Genomic DNA, 18818 nt, shown 5'->3' on the forward strand with positions numbered 1-18818 from the left:
CCACCGGCAATATAAACGATGCAGGATGCAAATCTCTTCAATATTCAGCCGGTTCGCCAAGGCGCTGATCGCAGGATTTCTAGCATGGCTGGCGATATATATCGCTTGTTTCGCCATAGAAACCGCTCTGGTGGTTTTGGCACTTCTCGGAGCTCCTATTGGCGGTGCGATCTCCATCTTGGGAATTGTCCCCATGCTCGCGATTTATGGGGTCGTAGGCTGGATCGGTTGGTGCACAGCAAATCGCGCATGGTATGGTGCAGCGTTTGGTCTGATACTGGTGGCCGTAACCCCATCGCTTGTAATCAACGTGCTTATCGATCGACGCGTCGCCGCTGCCAAGGCCCGTGATATTCCATTTACTGCGATTGCTTCGCAGCCACAGTCAGTTGCTCTGTTGCTTTCGGTAAATAGCAATTCCTCGGGGGATCGCGGGGCGGGTGGCAATTGCAATAATCTCTGCCAGCGCATGTTGTATGGCGGCGGTATTGCAAGTGTGCAGATGGGGCGCTCGCCTCTTCACTTCGATCTTAACGATCCGGTCAAGTTGACGAAGTACCGCATCGAACGTCGGCCAAAATGCCCGGCAGTCGCCATTCCCGACGCAGGTGAAATTGCAGGCGAAAGAAGCGACTTTACGACTCCAGTTTCTTCGGCAGTTCGTCTCCGTGTCGCTGACGGCGAATGCCTTATCGCAAGCGAAGCTACCCACGTCGATGCAGATTTGGTTTGGACCGAAGGGCAACCGGACAACCCGCGTTCTGAATACCAACCGATTAGCCTCGATCAAATGCGCGTAAGTCGGTTTGAACTCTTACGCCGCACGGGAAGAGCTTATGTTCCGGCTGGACGATTGACCCATGTCCAATATTCGAAGGCGAGTACGCCCTTCTTTGGCCAGTTCACCCTTAACGTAATCCCGAGTTTGATAATTTCGACTACGAGCGAGCATCAGTCGGGACGCTATCCCAATGTATCCCCCGTCACCGGCCTGTTTAAGCCGTGGTTGCAACGCCCCGACGTCAGCTTCGCCCAATTGTCGGTGGTGGTAGATCGTGCCCTCGCCGATGGTCCCGTCGCGAAGGCGTACAGCGACACCGACGAGCTGCCTGCAGAACAGTTGTACTGGGCTTATATTGACCGGCTAGCTGCCACGAAAACAGGGTCGGCAGACGACACCCGAAGGCTGGCGCGGATCATGGAGTCCGGAGCGTTCTTTCCTCAGCGTCGATACCGTGACGCTTTCCCGGTCCTGGAGCGAGCAATTGCCGGTCTAACGCATCAGCCACAAATAATAGGTGAAGCGATTCTTCGTCGAGGGGCGACGGAAACCCCGTCCGAGGCCAACAATCAGCGCCTATTCAGCGCGCTATCACAGGCAATCAAAGCGCTCCCGCCCGGAACCTTTAAGGGGCCGTCAGCACTACTCGACCAGACCGTCGCCGATCCTGTTCGGCGAGGAAAGCTTCCGGGCGCGGTCTATCGTATTTCAGATCGTGGAGCGTTGGCCGCTCCAATTTTGCTACGTATTTTGAATGAGAATCTGGATTCTTATCGTGGCGATCAGATCGACTCAGGCCAGTGGCCTTCGTCACTCGAAGCGGTCAGTGCAATCTGCCGGATAGCGCCCGTTACGCCCGGAGCGGCGCTGGAGACGCAAAAAGTAATTGAGCGTTTTTCCGCCATTGCTCCACACGCGAAAACAGAGATCAAAATTCTACATAGAGCCCATGCTGTCATGGGTGGAGCGGAACCGAGAAAAATCAAAATCCAAGGCCAGGAATTCTCCAGTTGTTAGGCGGGCCACGACATCGGCGCCAAGTACATTAGTCGGCGGATAAGTGCGATTGTATATAAGCGGCCGCTTCCCAGACGGAACGCCGCGAAGCCGTCAGTCAGGAAACCACCCCAAAGCCGCCTTAGCGAGCCTCAAAAAATGCCCGCTGCCAACCCCTCGGCCAGCGCGGCGCCCAGATCGCGGGCTTCGGCCAGACGGTCCGGCACGATCGTTTTGGGCGCGAGGATTGCTTCGGGGGTTTGGGCTGCGGTGTTGACGATTACCCTCTCGGCGACGCGTTTCAGGCGCCAGCCGGTCGCGATGCGGTCGAGTTGGCGCTGGGCGTTTTCGCCGTCGGATCCAGCGCAGATGATCGTCGCATAGGGGCGGCCTTCGAGCTGGCCGAGACAGGGATAGTAGCAGCGGTCGAACATCTCCTTCATCGCGCCCGACAGCGCGGCAAGGTTTTCGGGTCCGACGAACAGATAGCCGCCCGCGGCGATGAGAAGATCGGACGTGACGTCGTCTGCGCGGACCAGCTGCCCCGCGGCCCCTGCGCCTTCGGCGGCGGCGCGCGCCAGCGCTTCGCTGCCCCCGGTGCGGCTGTGCCAGACGATTAGGAGCGCGAGTGTGCCGGTCATGCAGCGATGCTTGCCAAGCGGCGACGTGCGGCGCAAGCTGGCGTCAAAATAAGGGGGAGAGACGATATGCGCCGATTGACCGCCCTGCTGCTCGCCAGCGCCCTGCCCTTTGCCGCGATCGCACAGGACGCCGCAAGCGAGGCGACGCGCGCCGCGCAGGCTGAACTCGCCAAACGCCTGCCGCTGGACGACCCGCGCGACATGGTAAATGTGACGCGCGGCAAGCTGGCCGAAATTCCCGGCGGGGTCATATTGGACAAACAGGGCAAAGCGGTGTGGGACCGACGGCCCTACGCATTTCTGGGCGCTGCCGAGGCGCCCGATACGGTGAACCCGTCGCTGTGGCGGCAGGCGCGGCTGAATGCCGTGCATGGGCTGTTCGAGGTCGTCCCCGACAAGATCTGGCAGGTGCGCGGTTATGATATTTCGGTGATGACGATCATCCGCGGCAAGAGCGGGTGGATTATCGTCGACCCGCTGCTGACCGAGGAAGCCGCCGCGGCGAGCTGGAAATTGTTCGTCGATACGGTCGAGGCAAAATCGGGGAAGCGACCGATCAAGGCTGTGATTTTTTCGCACAGCCACAGCGATCATTTCGGCGGCGTCGGCGGCATCGTCAGTCCCGAACAGGTGAAGCGCGAGAAGATCCGTATCATCGCGCCGCACGGCTTTTCGGAGGAAGCGACCGCCGAAAATGTGCTGGCCGGGACCGCAATGGGGCGGCGCGCGCTTTACATGTTCGGGGCGATCCTGCCGCCCGGACCCGCGGGGCAGGTCGATACCGGGCTGGGGCCGAAACTGTCGTCGGGGACGATCGGCTATATGGAGCCAACCGAGGTGGTCGGCACCGGCGGCGGGACGCTCAGCATCGACGGGCTGGCGTTCGATTTCCTCGACGCAGGCGGGACCGAGGCGCCGTCGGAGTTCGTGTTCTACATCCCCGCCTACAAGGCCTTGCATACGACCGAGGTCGTCACCCGCACGCTGCACAATGTGCTGACCCTGCGCGGCGCGCAGGTGCGCGATGCGCTGCACTGGTCGAAGGTGATCGACGCAACCTTGCTCAAATGGGGCGGCAAGGCCGAGGTGGCGCTGGCGTCGCACCATTGGCCGACGTGGGGCGCGGGCGAGGTATCGGCGCTGCTCACCAGCCAGCGCGACATCTATCGCTATGTCCACGACCGCACGCTGTTCCTCGCCAACCGCGGCGCGACGTTGCACGAGCTGGCCGATGCGACCCCCGAGGCGCCGGGGCAGGCGCAGGATTTCAGCGCGCGCGGCTATTATGGCACGGTCAATCACGACATGAAGGCGGTGTATCAGCGCTATTTCGGCTGGTGGGACGGTAATCCGGCGAATTTCAACCCGCTGCCTCCCGAAGCATCCGCGCCCAAATATGTCGCGCTGGCGGGCGGCGCCGACAAGCTGCTGGCCGCGGGCCGTGCGGCTATCGCGGCGGGCGAGTATCGCTGGGCCGCCGAGCTTTTGAACAAGCTGGTGTTTGCGGAGCCCGACAACAAGGCGGCGCGCGCGGCGCTGGCGTCGGCCTATGACCAGCTGGGGTATCAGGCCGAATCGGGGGCGTGGCGGAATTACTATCTCGCCGCCGCGGCGACGCTGCGCGGCACCGCGATCGACAATGTCACCGGCAACGGACAAAGCCGCAGCTTCGTCAGCGCGATCCCGACCGCAGTGTTTTTCGACGCGCTGGCGACGCGCTTCGATGCGGCTAGGGGCGCGAGGGTGAAAGGCACGTTCCAGTTCATACTGCCCGACAGCAAGGAGACAGTGGCGATCGTCGTCGGCGGCGGGGTGGAGGTGCCGCGTTACGGGGTGACCGACGCCGCGCCGACCGCGACGGTGACGCTCGACCGCAAGACACTCGACGATGTGATGCTGGGGCAGGCGCAGTTTCCGGCGCTGATGCAATCGGGCGCGATCAAGATCGACGGCGACCGGATGGCGTTCCTCAGCTGGTTCGCGCTGCATCCGCCCGCCGACCCGCGGTTCAATGTGGTTGTGCCGTGAAGCGGGTCCGAAAAGTCATAGTCGCACGCCTTTGAACTGTTCCCCCGCGAAGGCGGGGGCCCATCACCTGTAGGTTCGGTATGGCACGAGCCGGAGATGGACCCCCGCCTTCGCGGGGGAACACAAAGATTCACACGACCGACTTCATGCTCTAACACAGCCATATGACCGACACCCCCGCCGCCCACCCCACCGATCCTTTCGATCCCGAAGCGGTGAACGCCGCCGAGGGGCTCGATCCGGTCGATCCCGCCTATGCCAAGGTGCTGCGCGTCGCGACCGCGCTTAACCTGATCCCGCTCGCGATCGGCGCGAGCCTGTTCGACTGGTTGCTGATTCGCCATATCGAAGGTCCGTACGGCCTGATCACCGCGCTCGCGTGGCTGATCGCGATCGTGATGATTATCAGCTTTCCGGCGCGGCGGGTGCAGCGCTGGGGCTACCGGATCGGTGACGGACAGCTGCGCGTCGCGCGCGGCTGGCTGTTCCGCACCGACACGATCGTCCCCTTCGTGCGCGTTCAACATATCGATGTCGGGCAGGGGCCGGTCGAGCGCGCCTTTGGCCTGTCGCACCTGATCGTCCACACGTCGGGGACGCACAACAGCACGGTGACGCTGCCCGGGCTGCCCGCCGACCTGGCCGCCGCGATGCGCGAGACGATCCGGCGGCACATCCAGACCGATTTCGCATGACCGACGCCGCCGCGGTTCAGGCCGCCCCCCTTCCCGACGACGCAGCCGATTGGCAGCGACTGCACCCCGCGACGCTGGCGCTGGCGATCGTCAAGCTGGGGCCGCGCTCGTTCCAGTTCCTGCCCGCGGTCGCCGCGCTCGGCTTCACCGGCAATTGGGGCTATATCGTCCCGGCGATCCTCGCCTTTCTGCTCATCTCGCTGGTCGCGGCGTGGTTCCAGTGGCTGCGCTTCCGCTTCCGCGTCGGCGACGATGAGGTCGTGATCGAAAGCGGCGTATTGGCGCGCCAGCATCGCACCATCCCGTTCGACCGCATCCAGGACGTCAGCATCGAGCAGGGGCTGGTGGCGCGCGCGCTGGGCATCGCAAGGGTCGGGTTCGAAACCGGCGCGGGCGGCAAGGAGAATGACGCGAGCCTCGACGCGATCGGCCTCGACGCCGCGCAGGCGCTGCGCACGACGATCCGCGCCCATCGCAGCGGCGAGGCGGCGGCGCCCGCGGCCGCGGATACACCCGACGCCGCCCCGGCGAGCGACGACCGGTTGCTGTTCGCGATGACGCCGCGCCAGCTGCTCGTCGCGGGGCTGTTCAACTTCTCGCTCGCCGCGCTGGCGGTGGTCGGCGCGGCGATGCAGTTTTTCGACGATCTGCTGCCGTTCGACTTCAACGTCTTCAACCCGCACGACTGGATCGACCTCGCCGGGCAATATGGGCTCGACCAGTGGGTGATCGCGCACCGCTGGATCGCGGGGGTCGGCGCGGGCATCTCGCTGCTGTTCATCGGCTTTGCGAGCGGCATCGCGACGATGATGTTCGCGAACTGGGATTTCCGCCTGACCCGCGAGCCGCGGACGCTGCGCCGCACCCGCGGGCTGACGACGCGCACCGACGTTGCGGTGCCGGTGAAGCGCGTGCAAGCCGCAATCCTGATCACCGGCTGGTTCCGCCAGCGCTTCGGCTGGCACGAGCTGCGGCTGCAAAGCCTGGCAAGCGACGGCGAGAAGGAACGCGACCATCAGGTCGTGCCGTTCGCGCGGCTGGACGCGATCGACCCGGTGCTCGCCGAAGTCGCGATCGCGCGCCCGGATGCGGCCACAGCGTGGCAGCAGAGCCACCGCATCATCGCGCTCGGCGGGCTGGTCGGCGCGCTGGGCGCGACAACCGGCGGGCTGGTCGCGGTGGCGTTCGGGCAGGCGCTCGGCTGGTTCGGGCCAGCCATCGGCGCGCTGATCGCCGCGGCGTCGCTGTTCGGGGTGCGCTTTCACCGCTGGACCGACCTCGGCGAACAGGTCGCGATCCGCCGCGGTTTCTGGAAACCCAAGCTGACCCTGTTGCCGCACGCGTCCGTGCAGAGCGTCGATCTCAAGACCGACTTCATCCAGCGCCCGCTCGGCCTTGCGACCTTGGTGTTCGGCGTCCCCGGCGGCAGTTCGCTCGCGACGCACGAAATTCCGGCGATCCCGCTGGCGACGGCCCACGACCTGCGCGCGCGCATCCTTGCCGCACGAGCGCGGGCATGAGCGAGGCAGCGCTCGGCATCACCCGGTCGATTATGGGCCAGCCGTGGCATTGGCGGCGCGCGAGCGCCGATATGGCCTCCGAAAACCTCGCCCCCGACGATCTCGTCACCCAACTGCTGTTGGCGCGCGGGGTGGCGCGGGGCGATCTCGACCGCCAGCGCACCCCGACCTTGCGCGGCTTCATGCCCGACCCGTCGCTGTTCCGCGACATGGACGCCGCCGCGGCGCGGCTCGCCGATGCGGTCGAAGCCGGCGAGGCGGTGACGATCTTTGGCGATTACGACGTCGACGGCGCGACCTCGGCGGCGCTGCTCGTGCGCCTGCTGCGCGGGCTCGGACTGCCGGCGGGCGCCTATATCCCCGACCGGCTGATGGAGGGCTATGGCCCCTCAGGCGCCGCGCTGGTCAAGATCGGCGAGGCGGGGTCGAAGCTGGTCGTCACCGTCGATTGCGGCGCGCAGGCGTTCGACGCGATCGCCGAAGCCAATGCGGCGGGGGTCGAGGTGATTGTCGTCGACCATCACCAATGCGCGACGACGCTGCCCGCGGCACTGGCGCTGGTGAACCCCAACCGGCTCGACGAGGCACCCGACGCGGCGGCGCACGGCAATCTGGCGGCGGTCGGGGTCGCCTTCCTGCTCGGCGCCGCGCTGCTCCGCACGCTCCGCGCGCGCGGCTATTTCGCCACCCGCGACGAGCCCGCGCTGATCGACCTGCTCGACCTGGTCGCGCTCGGCACCGTCGCCGACGTCGCGCGGCTCACCGGCTTCAACCGTGCGCTGGTGACGCAGGGGCTGAAGGTGATGGCGCGGCGCGGCAACACGGGGCTCGCGGCGCTGATGGACGCCGCGCGGCTGACCAAGCCGCCGACCGCGAGCGACATGGGCTTTGCGCTGGGGCCGCGGATCAACGCGGGCGGGCGGGTCGGCAAGTCCGACCTTGGCGTCCGCCTGCTCACCACGTCGGATCCGCACGAAGCCGCAGAGATCGCCCGGGAGCTCAACCGGCTCAACGAAGAACGCCGCGCGATCGAAGCGGGTGTGCTCGACGAAGCGATGGCGGCGAGCGCGGCGTGCGGCAACGCGCCGGTCGCGATCGTCGCGGGGCAGGGCTGGCACCCCGGGGTGATCGGCATCGTCGCCGGACGGCTGAAGGAGCGGCTGCACCGCCCCGCGATCGTCATCGCGCTCGACGAGGAGGGCGTCGGCAAGGGGTCGGGGCGCTCGATCAGCGGCGTCGACCTCGGCGCCGCGATTCTCGCCGCGAAGGAGACGGGGCTGCTCGTCGCAGGCGGCGGCCATGCGATGGCCGCCGGGCTGACGGTTGCAGCCGACAAGGTCGACGCGCTCGGCGCCTTCCTCAACGACCGGCTCGCCGCCGATGTCGAGCGCGCGAGCGGCGACAAGTCGCTCTTGATCGACGCGGTGCTCGCGCCGCGCGGGATCAGCCCGCTCTGGTGCGAGGCGATCGAAAGCGCCGGACCTTATGGCGCCGGCTGGCCCGCGCCGCGCGTCGCGACCGGACCGGTGCGAATCGTCGAGGCGGGGATCGTCGGCACCGACCATGTCCGCCTGATCGTCGCGGGCGACGACGGCGCGCGGTTCAAGGCGGTCGCGTTCCGCAGCGCCGAAACCGAGCTCGGCCAGACCTTGCTCCACGCGCGCGGCGGCCGCAAACTATGGCTCGCGGGCCGCGCCAAACGCGACGATTGGGGCAGCCGCCCCGCCGCCGAGCTGCACCTGGAGGACGCCGCCTGGGCCGATTGACGCGGCAATGCACAAAAACCGCACCACCATGCTTGACCGCATGCGGATGCGCGTCTAATGCGCCGCTTCACCGAATGACGGCCCCTTCGTCTAGCGGTCTAGGACGTCGCCCTTTCACGGCGAAAACACGGGTTCGAGTCCCGTAGGGGTCACCAAATCGCCGGAAAGGCGCAGAAGTCTCGGTTTTCTGTTCGTTAGTGACTCGGTGGGTACACCAAATGAGTACACAAAGGACGAACAATCATGAATCCGAAGGGACTCTGGCGCGATCCGCGCAGCGGCATTTTTTATCTTCGCCGCCGTATCCCGCTGCCGTTGCAAAGCGCCTTCGCTTGCGGCCAACTTTACAAGGTGAGCCTCGGCACTGCCGATCAGCGCGATGCCGAACGCAAGCTGGCGATTGCCAATGGTGAATATGAGCAGAAATGCGAACAATTTCGCGACGCGCTCGCAAACGGCGTTCCAGGATCCTTCACTTCCGACGAGGCGCGTGTCCTGGTCGGCCGCCTCCTCACCGCCAGGTCCGCTACCGGGTTTGCGAGCGGCGGTATGGATGTTGCCTTTTTCCTCAAGGACCTCGACGACGCGGTCGCGGATCAAGCGGGAGACCATCGGTCTACTGCACAAGACATGAGCTCCGCCGAATGGATCGCTTATCGCAAAAACTTGGCGGGAAGCGATCACGGCGATGAGTTTTCTCCCGAAACACTCGCTCGAATCGAGGCTCACCATGCTTCGGTGCATCGAGACCCTGGCGAGCTGTGGTTCAGTTTTCAGAAACGGGTACCGCGCCGCCGTTGGCGTCCCTTGCTCAGCTTCGCCGTCGCGAAAATAAAGCGTGAACTAAAGCTACCCGAGGAGACGAATCGCGGGATCGACGAACCGCTCGCCGATGCACTGGCTGATGCGCTGTGTTCGCCGAAAGTTCGCGAACAAGTTGCCGTGCTCCCCTCGGCCCGGCGCCGCGCAAATTCGAGTCGCCTCCAACCGCACATGAAGCTCGACGCGCTCGAGGCCAAATGGATCGCGGCGCGCAAGCCGACGCCCAAGGCGCAGGCCGCGACGAAAACGGCCGTAAGCTATTTCAAGAGCTATATCGGCGATGTCGGCATCGGCGAAATCACGCCCAACGATCTGTTCGAATTTCGTGACGCGATAGCGGTGCTGCCGAAAAGCATGCCGCGAGTGCATCGCATGATGGAGTTTGTCGACATTCATGCGCTCTATGCGGACAGGTCGGGCGTAGACCGCATATCCCCGCAATCGATCAAAAAATATCTCGGTGCGGTCCAAGCCCTCCTCGGGTTCGCTTTCCAGGAGCGCTTCATCCCTGCAAGCACCGGCGCCGGTATCAAAGTCGAGGGATACACAAAAAAGAGCACGCGGCGCCCATTTGCCAAGGACGAACTCGCTCAGCTATTTGCGGCCAAGCTGTTCACCGCGCCTTGGTCTCAACCTCTGAGCAAGTCAAAGGTCTCCGATTCGACGCTGCGCTGGTTGTTCCTGCTCGGGCTTTGCACGGGCGCTCGAATTGAGGAACTTGGTCAGATATTGCTCGCGGACATCAAGTCGGAGCAAGGGGTGCCTTATATCGACGTCACGGACTACGTCATGGACGAGATTGACGAGCGCAAACGGGTGAAGACCGACGGTTCTATTCGCGTGATCCCGCTCCATCCCAAACTGATAGCGCTCGGGTTTCTCGACTACGTCCAACGGATGCGGTCAAGCGGAGCCGTCCGGCTTTTTCCTGACCTCGAGGCTGATTCACTGGGCGTGAAGACCAAGGAGGCGAGCCGCCGCGCCAACCGCCTGATCGACAATGCCGTCGGCGATGACCCCCGCCTCGTGTTTTATAGTTTCCGACACAGCTTCAAGGATCTCTGCCGCGACGCCAACATTCCCAAGGACGTGCACGACCAGCTTATGGGGCATTCGCCCGCAGATGTTGGCGGAGGCTACGGTTTGGGGCGGGCGATCGGCAATCTTGCAGCCCACCTAAAGCGAGTTCGGTTCCTTTTCATCGATTGGGATCCGATTAACGTTGCTGCCAAATAAGAGGACCGCTGTCCGGCTGCTATTTGGCCTGAGGTGGCCGTTTGCGGACTGTCCGTTTTCGGTGCGATCCTGGATGAAACAGACATAGATATGCAGCTCGCATTGTCACGTGCGGGACAGGAACTGCCAAACTCGTCGCTTCCCGACGTCCGCTGAAAGCTGCGAACGTCGGGGCGATGACCTCAGAGGGTCGGAACCGTGCCGCCGTCAATAACGAACTCGGCGCCGTGGATCGCGGCAGCGTGATCCGAAGCGAGGTAGGCGATGAGGTCGGCGACCTCATGAGGATCGGCCGGACGCCCGATCGGGATCCCGCCGAGGCCGTCGAGAACGACCTGCCGCGCGTCCTCGATCGTACCGCCATTGGCAGCCTGCAGCCGCTTCAGCAATTCCTCGGACGCTTCGGTGATGATCCAGCCCGGGGACACGACGTTGACCCGCACGCCCTTCGGCCCGAGCTACTTGGACACGGACTTGCTGTAGGTCCTGAGCGCGGCCTTCGCGGCGGCATAGGCAGTCGTCGATTCAGGAAGCGGCAGCACCGACTGGATGGAGGTGACATGCACCACCGCGCCGGCGCCACGCTCGATCATCTGCGGGACCAGAAGGCGATCGAGCCGGACCGTGGCCAGAAGGTTGAGGTTCAGTTCGTCGAGCCAGTGATCGTCGGTCAGGGCGACAAAGCCGCCCCCCGGCGAGGACGAGCCACCTATCACATGGGCCAAGATGTCCACGCCCCCCATATGCGCGAGCGTCGCTGCAGCGAGGCTCTCCCCGCCCGCCGCTGTCGTCAGGTCGGCCCGGACGAACTCGACGCCAGCAATGGGGTCAGGGTTTCCGCGGGCCGCGGTTATCACTCTGGCGCCACCTGCCAGGAAACGCTCGACGATGGCGCGGCCCAACCCCTTGGTGCCGCCGCTGACGACGACACGCTTGCCGGCGAACTCGGTCGGATCAACGGCGACGCTCATAGCGTGATCTCCAGCGTCTGGATGGCGTCGTTCTCGAGCGTGAAGTCATAGGTGAAGCGGATCGGGCTGCCCTTGAAGTCGCCATGTGCGGGGCCCTCGACAACGATCTTGCCGTTCTCTTGGCGCACGCTGTCCGGCGTGAAGATCGCTTTTACGGCGACGACCTCGACTTCGAACAGGGTCCTGATTTCGGGGAGGCCCGCGTGACGGTGACCGTTGTCCACAATGAGCGCATCGGCTGCGAACGGCTTCAGCATGCCGTCAACATCGAGCCGTGCATTGGCCTCGACAAAGTCGGCAATGGGTTTGGGCAAGGATGCAACAACCGCTTGGGTGCCGCGCTGCTTGGTGTCGGATTCGCTCTTGGTCTGCATGACAAGTCTCCTTCATTTGACTTGCCCCCGTTGTAAGACCAGCGCACTATCCAGATAAGTAGGCCAATCGGGCATGAGCTAGTGAAGGATTCGGGATAATGTCGCGACTGGCGCTTCGGGACTTCGACGCCGTTCTGGGCGTTGCAAGCCGCGGATCCTTCCGGCAGGCCGCAATCGATCTGGGCATGTCGACGACGGCGCTCAGTCACATGATTGCGCGGATCGAAGCCGAGCTTGGCGTGCGCCTGTTCAACCGCACAACACGGAGCGTCGCATTGACCGACGCCGGTAGGATCTTCGTCGATCGCCTAGGTCCCTCGCTTCAGGACGTTCGCGAAACAATCGAGATCGTCCGCGAGCGCCGTGCAACGCCGACAGGAACGCTGCGGATCAACGCGCCGCCATTCGCCGCGCGTTCGCCTGCCTTCACCACTCTTCTCCTGGAATATTCGCGCCGCTATCCCGACATGCATGTCGATGTCGTGACCGAGGGACAACTGCGCGACATCGTCGCCGAGGGTTTCGACCTTGGCATTCGTGTGGCCTCGCTCGTTCCGACCGATATGATCGCCCTGTCACTCGGCGAGGCGCAGCGCTTCGCGGTGGTCGCCTCGCCAGCCTATCTGGCCACGCGATCACCACCGCTCGTGCCGACCGATCTCGTTTCACACGACTGCATTCGTGTCCGCTTGCCCGATGGCGCGCTCTACCGCTGGCATTTCGAGAAGGGCGGCGACACGGCGCAGATCGAGGTGAACGGCCCGATGACGTTCGACGAACTCAACCTGTCGCGCGCCGCTGTGCTGGCGGGCTTCGGTATTGGCTTCTATTTCGAACAGGATGTGATCGCCAATACCGAATCAGGAACGCTCGTCCGCCTGCTCGAAGACTGGACACCGCCTTTTCCGGGCCTTTGTCTTTACTATCCCGGCCGAAGGCATCCTTCCGCCGGGTTGGCCGCCTTCCTGTCTGTCGCTCGCGAGCTGGCGTCAACCCAGGCAAAATCGTAAACATCGACTGGGGGCCGAAAGAGGTCAGTCCTGTTCGGTACCTAATGATATGAAAGCAGCACTCTGGCTGGCTGACGCTTTCTCCCATCACGAACAGAGCAAAAGCTCGCCCGAACGTCGTCTTGATCAGTCAGAACCACTCATCTGGACTATGGTGGCCATACGCACGAGATCGGACAATGTTCTCGCCTGCATCTTCATCATTGCATTGGCGCGGTATACTTCAACGGTTCGCGCGCTGATCGAGAGATCGAAGGCGATCGCTTTGTTCGCTTTTCCGGCGACCAGCCTGTCGACGACCTCGCGCTCTCGAGCTGATAATGTCGCCAGTCGTTCGCCGATCGCTTTCGTCTCAGCACGCGCGGCTTCGCTCCCCGCCTGATGAGCCAGCGCCTGACGGATCGCACCAAGCATCGCCTCATCGTCGAACGGTTTTTCGATGAACTCGGCGACGCCGGCCTTCATCGCCTGAATCGCGAGCGGAACGTCAGCGTGGCCGGTGATGACGATGACGGGAGCCGTACCCCCCTGCGCTCTGATTTTCTCGACGAGTTCCATCCCGTTCGTGCCGGGCATACGTACGTCGGTCACAATACAGGCGCCGTCAAGCGCCGGCGACGCCGTCAGGAAGGCGTCGGCCGACGCGAAACCGCGAACGCGAATGCCGGCGCAGTCGAGCAGAAACTCCAGCGAATGCCGCGCCGCGTCGTCGTCATCGATCACATAGACGATTGGATCACTCGCCATCCAAAAATTCCTCCTCGCTGGCGGCCGGCAATGTGAAATGAAATTTCGAACCCCGACCGTCTTCGGACTCGACCCCGATTTTTCCCCCATGGGCTTCCACAATGGTCCGGGAAATCGACAAGCCTACGCCCATGCCTGTGCGTTTTGTCGTCACGAAGGGCTGAAACAACTGGCTTGCGATTTCCGGGGCAATGCCTGGCCCATTATCGGTCACACTGACCCGCGCCATGTCGGCATCCGGATCAATTGAGATGGTGAGCTCGCGCGTCCCGGGCAGCGATCCGGCCAGAGCATCAACGGCGTTGCGGACCAGATTGAGCACCACCTGCTGAATCTGAACCTTGTCGACGAGGACCCGGTCGATGACGGGATCGAAGGCGAATCTCACATGAATGTCATGCTCGCGCGCCCCGACGAGCGCGAGCGCGCTCGCCTCCTCGACGAGCTTGGGCAGGCTTTCAACGGCGCGTTCGGTTTCGCCGCGCGCTACGAAATCGCGCAAGCGCCGAATGATATCGCCCGCGCGAAGCGCCTCGCTCGCCGCCCGATCAACCGCATCGCCGAGGCGGTCGTGCGGCACTTCGTCGCGTGCCAATAACATCCGGCTGCCTTTCAGATAGTTTGCGATCGCCGAGAGGGGCTGATTGATCTCGTGGGCGAGCGCCGAGGCCATTTCGCCGAGGCTGGTCAGGCGCGAGACATGAACCAGCTCGTTCTGCAGTTCCTGCAGGCGCGTCTCTGCCTGCTGCCGCTCGGTGAGATCGCGAATGAAGCCGGTAAAGAAACGTTCGCCGCCCGCGCGCATCTCGCCGACCGATAATTCGATTGGGAAGGTCGAGCCGTCGCGGCGTTCGCCGACGACGACGCGACCCTTGCCGATGATACGCCGTTCGCCTGTCCGGTAATATCGGTCGAGATAATCATCGTGCGCGGTGCGGTAGGGCTCGGGCATGAGCATGCGGACGTTGCGTCCGATCGCTTCATGCGCCTGCCAGCCGAACATGCGTGTGGCGGCCGGACTGAAGTCCCGAACCGTTCCGCCTTCGTCGATGACGACCATCGCGTCGGGTACGGTTTCGAGGATCGAGCGCAGATGCGCCTCACGACCGGCGAGGCTAGCGGCAGCGGCCTCGGTCTCCACCCGTGCGTGCTGAAACCATTCGCCACCAACCGCAATTGCAAGGGAGATCACAAGAAAGGCCGATGCCGCGATCCAGCTGCCGCTCTCGACAGGGCCGATGCGGCTGTCACACAACAGCCCCGCGACGGCGCCCGCGAGCGCCGCCAGCACCCCGGCCCGCCAGCCCGACAAGGCGCCAGCGAGGACGACGCCGGGCACGAAGAAGATGAACGTCGCACGCTGGCCAAGATCGTCGGCGAACAATAGCCGGATGCCGGCGCCAGCCGCAATCGCCAGCATCGCAATCCCGAAGGCGGCAGCCACCGGGATACGCGGCAGAAAGCGGCTCGCAAAGCTCGCGCGAGGTACCTCCGTTAAATCCCCTAGGGGAGTTGCGGTAGGGACATCATCCAAATTTCAGCGCTCCAGCAACCAGCCTATTCCCGATCCAACGACGGCATCCGTAACCCCTGCCGCCGGAACGGAGAAGTTCCCATGACCGCACCTTTCATCGATCTCAGCGTCCATCACAACCCCAAGGGCGTATCCGATCGGGTCGCTTACGGCTTCACCAAAGTTCTGAGGTGGTGCGCCGATACCTTCTTTGCCGAACGCTATGGGCATCGCGCAGTGGTGCTGGAGACGGTGGCGGCCGTCCCGGGAATGGTCGGCGCGACAATCAACCATCTCGCTTGCCTCCGGCGCATGTGCGACGACAGGGGCTGGATCAAGACGCTCATGGACGAAGCCGAGAATGAGCGCATGCACCTGATGACCTTTATCGAGATTTCGAAGCCGACGCTCTTCGAACGGGCCGTGATTATCGGCGTCCAGTGGGTATTTTATCTGTGCTTCTTCGCGCTGTATCTCGTCAGCTCGAAGACCGCACACCGCGTCGTCGGCTATTTCGAGGAAGAGGCGGTGATCAGCTATACGCATTATCTCGCCGAGATCGACGAAGGCCGCAGCATGAATGTGCCGGCGCCGAAAATCGCGCGCGATTATTGGGGACTGCCGGTCAATGCGACCTTGCGCGATGTCGTTCTGGTCGTGCGGGCGGACGAAGCGCACCACCGCGACGTGAACCATGGCTTCGCTAACGAACTCGCCGGCTTGCCCGTCGGTCCCGTCGCCGAATGCCCGCCGCACATCACGCTCGAGCCGCATTGGAATACGGCCGCCTGACGGCTCGCGGAGGAAGGAGAAGGATCATGGATCGCACCATCGCACTCTTTGGGAGCGATCCTGCCCTTCTCTCCTCGCTCCGGTTCGCGCTGACGCTCGACGGCTTCACGCTCTCGCAGGAGGCCAAGGAACCCGCAAGCGAGGCTTGCCTCATAATCGACCAGGACTTCCAGGGCGACGGCCTCGCCTGGCTCGCAAGCCAGCGGGCGTTGGGAAACCTGTCGCCGGCCCTCCTGCTCGTGACCCATCCCGACCGCGCCTTGCGGGCATCAGCGGCCGCGCTTGGTTGCCGACTGATCGACAAACCGCTGACCGGTGACGAACTCACGGAAGCCCTGACCGATATATTCGCGGACCGACAAATTGCCTGACCGGCCGCTCCCTCGCCTCCCCAAAAAAGGATTACACAATGCGCACTGCATCCGCCGAAGCCATGGTCATCGTCAAATCGACGGCCCCGGCGCTGGAAAAGCACGGGCTTGCAATCACGACGGCGATGTACGCCCGCCTGTTCCAAAACCGCGACATTGAAGCAATGTTCGATCGCGCCGCCCAGGACAGCGGCGAGCAGCCCAAGCGGCTGGCCGGAGCGATCATTGCTTATGCGCGCAACATCGACAAGCTGCCCAATCTTGGTCCCGCCGTCTCGCGCATGGTGGCGCGTCACCTAGAAACCGGGGTCAAACCGGATCATTATCCCCATGTCGCCGAGGCGCTTCTCCCTGCTATCCGCGAGGTGCTGGGTGACGAGGTGGCGACCGACGAAGTCCTGGCGGCGTGGGGCGAAGCCTATTGGATGCTCGCCGACATTCTCATAGCGGCGGAGGCGCAGGCATATGAAGATACCGCTGCCGCATAGGAGAACTTTGATGTCGGATGAAAAGCTCTCGGAACAGGATATTAATCACCTCATTCCGGAATTCTATAGTCGGGTGCGCGCCGATACGATCCTGGGTCCGATTTTCGACGGAGCCATCACGGACTGGCCTGATCATCTTCGCAAGCTTCAGGATTTCTGGCATTCGATCATGTTCACGAGCGGGCGCTACAAGGGACAGCCGATGGTCGCGCATGTCCGGCACGCAGAGCACATGACATCGCAGAATTTCGAGCGCTGGCTGAGTATCTGGCGGCGTACAACCGACGAGCTGCTCGCTCCCGATGTCGCTGCAACGCTCCAGGTCAAGGCAGATCGCATCGCCGAAAGCCTGCAACTCGGGGTCCAATTTCACCGCGAGCGATCGGCGACGTCATGACCACGGAACTGCCGCGCGACGTCAAGCCCTATAAACGCACCCCAAGCTTTACCGAAGCGACCATTCCCGCGGGCCTGCTCGGGGATCATGCGACGAAAGCCGGCACTTGGGGCCTGATCCGCGTCGAGGAAGGCCTACTGCGCTATATAGTGAGCGACCCGCGCCGGCCGCGTCGGGTATCGATCCTGTCCGCCGGCGGTGACGCTGGCATTGTCGAGCCGACAATTATTCATTGCGTCGAACCCGTCGGATCAGTTCGCTTCCACGTCGAATTTTTCCGCGAGGAGTGAAACGCTGGCCGATTGGGGTCAGGCAGCTTTCAACTCCGCTTCGAGAAAAGCGGACATTCCGTGGCGGCATGACAATGCCGTGGGCCCTCGTTTCGTATCGCGGCCTGATCGGTACACTGCGCTAGATCAATCTCGGAGCTTTCTTCCGATCCCTTTCGACAGCATCCGGTCTTACCAACAATTTTTGCGCGGGATGTCACAGCAGCGGGATCCCGCTCGTCAGGCATGTTGACGCCGATATTGGCTCAGGAAGAAAGTAAGATCAGATGAAGCGGTTGAATTGGTCCGAAGTCGCTCCCGCCGGAGCGAAAGCGCTGTACGGAGTGCATCACTATGTCACCAACAGCACGGCCCTCCCTGAAGAACTGATCCACCTCGTCTTCCTCCGGGTCTCCCAGATCAACGGATGCGCTCACTGTATCGATCTGCATACCCGAGACCTTCTCAAGACCATGCCGATCGACAAGGTCGCGCTGCTTCCGGTGTGGGACGAAGTCCCGCATCTATTCCCCGACCAGTATCGCGCGGCTCTGGCCTGGGCGGAGGAAGTCACGCGCGTCAGCGAGACCCATGCTTCCGACGAGGCCTATGTGGCAGCAGCCGAGGCATTCGAGCCGAAAGATCTTGTGGACCTGACGATCGCAATTGCGGCGATGAACGCCTTCAACAGGCTCGGCGCACCATTCCGTCTTCCGGTTGCCGCCAAGCCCTGAGGCGTCAGGGCTGCTCCTTTCGGCGTCGCGGTACAATATCAAGTCGATCAGCGAGGCCATCGCCTCGCTATAACGATGACCAACGATGCTGCCCATAAGATCAATCGGGTTTGCGCAAAGGAAGCGCCCACTCTTCGCTCGGCGCCAAAGCGCGAACGTTAGGTCGTTCAGACGAGAAGAACTCGCAGGTCCGGAACCGCAAGCGCGATCACTTGCGTAAAATCCCGGTCGGAGGTGACGACGACATAATTTCTTTCGAGCGCCTGTGCCGCGATCCAGAGGTCGTTTTCGTCAATCTGCAGAATCTGTCCGCTCGCACGGTCGGCCCAAGCCTCGACCCAGCGCGGAATGCGGCGCCTGATGTCGATCCGGGCCAGCGCGACGCTCGACTTGACGGTCGCGAAGGCGTCGGCCGTGTGCCGGGTGATTTCGGCCAGCGGGTGCGCCTCGGTGCTGGCGAGGCAAGCCTCGATATGTTTGAGCCGCTGACCTGCCGCACGCGCGAGGGCCAATCCGAACTTCAGCTCGCCGACCGTCACCACCGACACGAGCTGAGCGGCCCCCGCAGGCAGGGCAGCGATGGCTTGGCGGACGGCGGCATGATTTGGCCTCCGCGCGTCATAGAGCACGGACACAAGGTTCGTATCGAGCAGATAGGTGTCCATCC

Annotated in this window: 18 protein-coding genes, 1 tRNA gene and 1 pseudogene; 14 read left to right on the plus strand and 6 right to left on the minus strand. The window is 63.4% G+C overall.

Translation table 11 applies throughout. The features are described 5' to 3' along the window. Positions 1 to 25: 25 nt before the first annotated feature. Entirely contained in the window at positions 26 to 1798 is a 1773-nt protein-coding gene (locus G9408_RS11195) for a hypothetical protein (protein WP_168454037.1), read from the plus strand. Between the two features lie 131 nt (positions 1799 to 1929). Here the strand turns inward: G9408_RS11195 and G9408_RS11200 are convergent, their stop codons facing one another. Further along, positions 1930 to 2418 (minus strand): NAD(P)H-dependent oxidoreductase, encoded by a 489-nt coding sequence (locus G9408_RS11200; RefSeq protein WP_168454038.1) that lies wholly within the window; start codon positions 2416 to 2418, stop codon positions 1930 to 1932. A 66-nt stretch (positions 2419 to 2484) separates the two neighbouring features. Here G9408_RS11200 and G9408_RS11205 point away from each other — a divergent pair, with 66 nt between their 5' ends. The 6 genes from G9408_RS11205 (at position 2485) to G9408_RS11225 (ending at position 10485) form a co-directional block, all read left to right on the plus strand. Then, positions 2485 to 4446, plus strand: a complete 1962-nt coding sequence (locus tag G9408_RS11205; RefSeq protein ID WP_168454039.1) for an alkyl/aryl-sulfatase — start codon at positions 2485 to 2487, stop codon at positions 4444 to 4446. A 164-nt stretch (positions 4447 to 4610) separates the two neighbouring features. Then, entirely contained in the window at positions 4611 to 5141 is a 531-nt protein-coding gene (locus tag G9408_RS16595) for a PH domain-containing protein (RefSeq protein ID WP_235957692.1), read from the plus strand. Continuing rightward, the gene (locus G9408_RS11210; protein WP_235957698.1) at positions 5138 to 6661 is read left to right on the plus strand and encodes a PH domain-containing protein; all 1524 of its coding nucleotides are present in this window, start codon (positions 5138 to 5140) and stop codon (positions 6659 to 6661) included. The genes G9408_RS16595 and G9408_RS11210 overlap by 4 nt, the downstream gene beginning before the upstream one ends. Continuing rightward, positions 6658 to 8427 (plus strand): single-stranded-DNA-specific exonuclease RecJ, encoded by a 1770-nt coding sequence (gene recJ / locus G9408_RS11215; protein ID WP_168454040.1) that lies wholly within the window; start codon positions 6658 to 6660, stop codon positions 8425 to 8427. The genes G9408_RS11210 and recJ overlap by 4 nt, the downstream gene beginning before the upstream one ends. Before the next feature lie 79 nt (positions 8428 to 8506). Then, positions 8507 to 8582, plus strand: a tRNA-Glu gene (locus G9408_RS11220). Positions 8583 to 8670: 88 nt separating this feature from the next. Next, a complete protein-coding gene (locus G9408_RS11225) occupies positions 8671 to 10485 on the plus strand; it encodes a site-specific integrase (RefSeq protein ID WP_168454041.1) in 1815 nt (604 codons plus the stop codon). 182 nt (positions 10486 to 10667) lie between these two features. On the opposite strand, the pseudogene G9408_RS11230 reads toward G9408_RS11225, so the two are convergent. Then, positions 10668 to 11456, minus strand: a pseudogene (locus tag G9408_RS11230) (SDR family oxidoreductase). Then, on the minus strand, positions 11453 to 11830 hold the full coding sequence (locus G9408_RS11235; protein ID WP_168454042.1) for a nuclear transport factor 2 family protein: 378 nt from the start codon (positions 11828 to 11830) through the stop codon (positions 11453 to 11455). The pseudogene G9408_RS11230 and the gene G9408_RS11235 overlap by 4 nt, the downstream one beginning before the upstream one ends. Positions 11831 to 11928: 98 nt before the next feature. On the opposite strand from G9408_RS11235, the gene G9408_RS11240 reads away from it, so the two are divergent. Beyond that, positions 11929 to 12840 (plus strand): LysR family transcriptional regulator, encoded by a 912-nt coding sequence (locus G9408_RS11240; RefSeq protein ID WP_168454043.1) that lies wholly within the window; start codon positions 11929 to 11931, stop codon positions 12838 to 12840. 126 nt (positions 12841 to 12966) lie between these two features. Here the strand turns inward: G9408_RS11240 and fixJ are convergent, their stop codons facing one another. Further along, the gene (fixJ, locus tag G9408_RS11245; RefSeq protein WP_054587376.1) at positions 12967 to 13587 is read right to left on the minus strand and encodes a response regulator FixJ; all 621 of its coding nucleotides are present in this window, start codon (positions 13585 to 13587) and stop codon (positions 12967 to 12969) included. Beyond that, the gene (locus G9408_RS11250; protein ID WP_328804444.1) at positions 13577 to 15031 is read right to left on the minus strand and encodes a two-component system sensor histidine kinase NtrB; all 1455 of its coding nucleotides are present in this window, start codon (positions 15029 to 15031) and stop codon (positions 13577 to 13579) included. Before G9408_RS11250 ends, fixJ begins: the two co-directional genes overlap by 11 nt. Positions 15032 to 15202: 171 nt before the next feature. Between G9408_RS11250 and G9408_RS11255 the strand changes: the two genes are divergently transcribed. From G9408_RS11255 to G9408_RS11280, 6 genes are all read left to right on the plus strand, one after another. Continuing rightward, entirely contained in the window at positions 15203 to 15892 is a 690-nt protein-coding gene (locus G9408_RS11255) for an alternative oxidase (protein ID WP_168454045.1), read from the plus strand. Positions 15893 to 15918: 26 nt separating this feature from the next. Next, positions 15919 to 16263, plus strand: coding sequence for a DNA-binding transcriptional response regulator (locus G9408_RS11260; protein WP_054587373.1), 345 nt, complete (start codon positions 15919 to 15921; stop codon positions 16261 to 16263). 38 nt (positions 16264 to 16301) lie between these two features. Then, complete coding sequence (locus tag G9408_RS11265) at positions 16302 to 16751, plus strand: globin domain-containing protein (protein ID WP_054587372.1); 450 nt, start codon at positions 16302 to 16304, stop codon at positions 16749 to 16751. 10 nt (positions 16752 to 16761) lie between these two features. Then, the gene (locus G9408_RS11270) at positions 16762 to 17148 is read left to right on the plus strand and encodes a group III truncated hemoglobin (protein ID WP_054587371.1); all 387 of its coding nucleotides are present in this window, start codon (positions 16762 to 16764) and stop codon (positions 17146 to 17148) included. Beyond that, positions 17145 to 17438: a DUF1971 domain-containing protein gene (locus G9408_RS11275; RefSeq protein ID WP_054587370.1), complete on the plus strand. Its 294-nt coding sequence runs from the start codon at positions 17145 to 17147 to the stop codon at positions 17436 to 17438. The genes G9408_RS11270 and G9408_RS11275 overlap by 4 nt, the downstream gene beginning before the upstream one ends. A gap of 266 nt (positions 17439 to 17704) precedes the next feature. After that, positions 17705 to 18151 carry a carboxymuconolactone decarboxylase family protein gene (locus G9408_RS11280; protein ID WP_168454046.1) on the plus strand — a complete coding sequence of 149 codons (447 nt, stop codon included), beginning with the start codon at positions 17705 to 17707 and terminating at the stop codon, positions 18149 to 18151. Positions 18152 to 18318: 167 nt separating this feature from the next. Here G9408_RS11280 and G9408_RS11285 read toward each other — a convergent pair whose 3' ends face one another. After that, positions 18319 to 18816 carry a PIN domain-containing protein gene (locus G9408_RS11285; protein ID WP_168454047.1) on the minus strand — a complete coding sequence of 166 codons (498 nt, stop codon included), beginning with the start codon at positions 18814 to 18816 and terminating at the stop codon, positions 18319 to 18321. Positions 18817 to 18818: the final 2 nt, after the last annotated feature.

Origin of the sequence: Sphingopyxis microcysteis (assembly GCF_012274265.1) — a bacterium.
GTDB lineage: Bacteria > Pseudomonadota > Alphaproteobacteria > Sphingomonadales > Sphingomonadaceae > Sphingopyxis > Sphingopyxis microcysteis.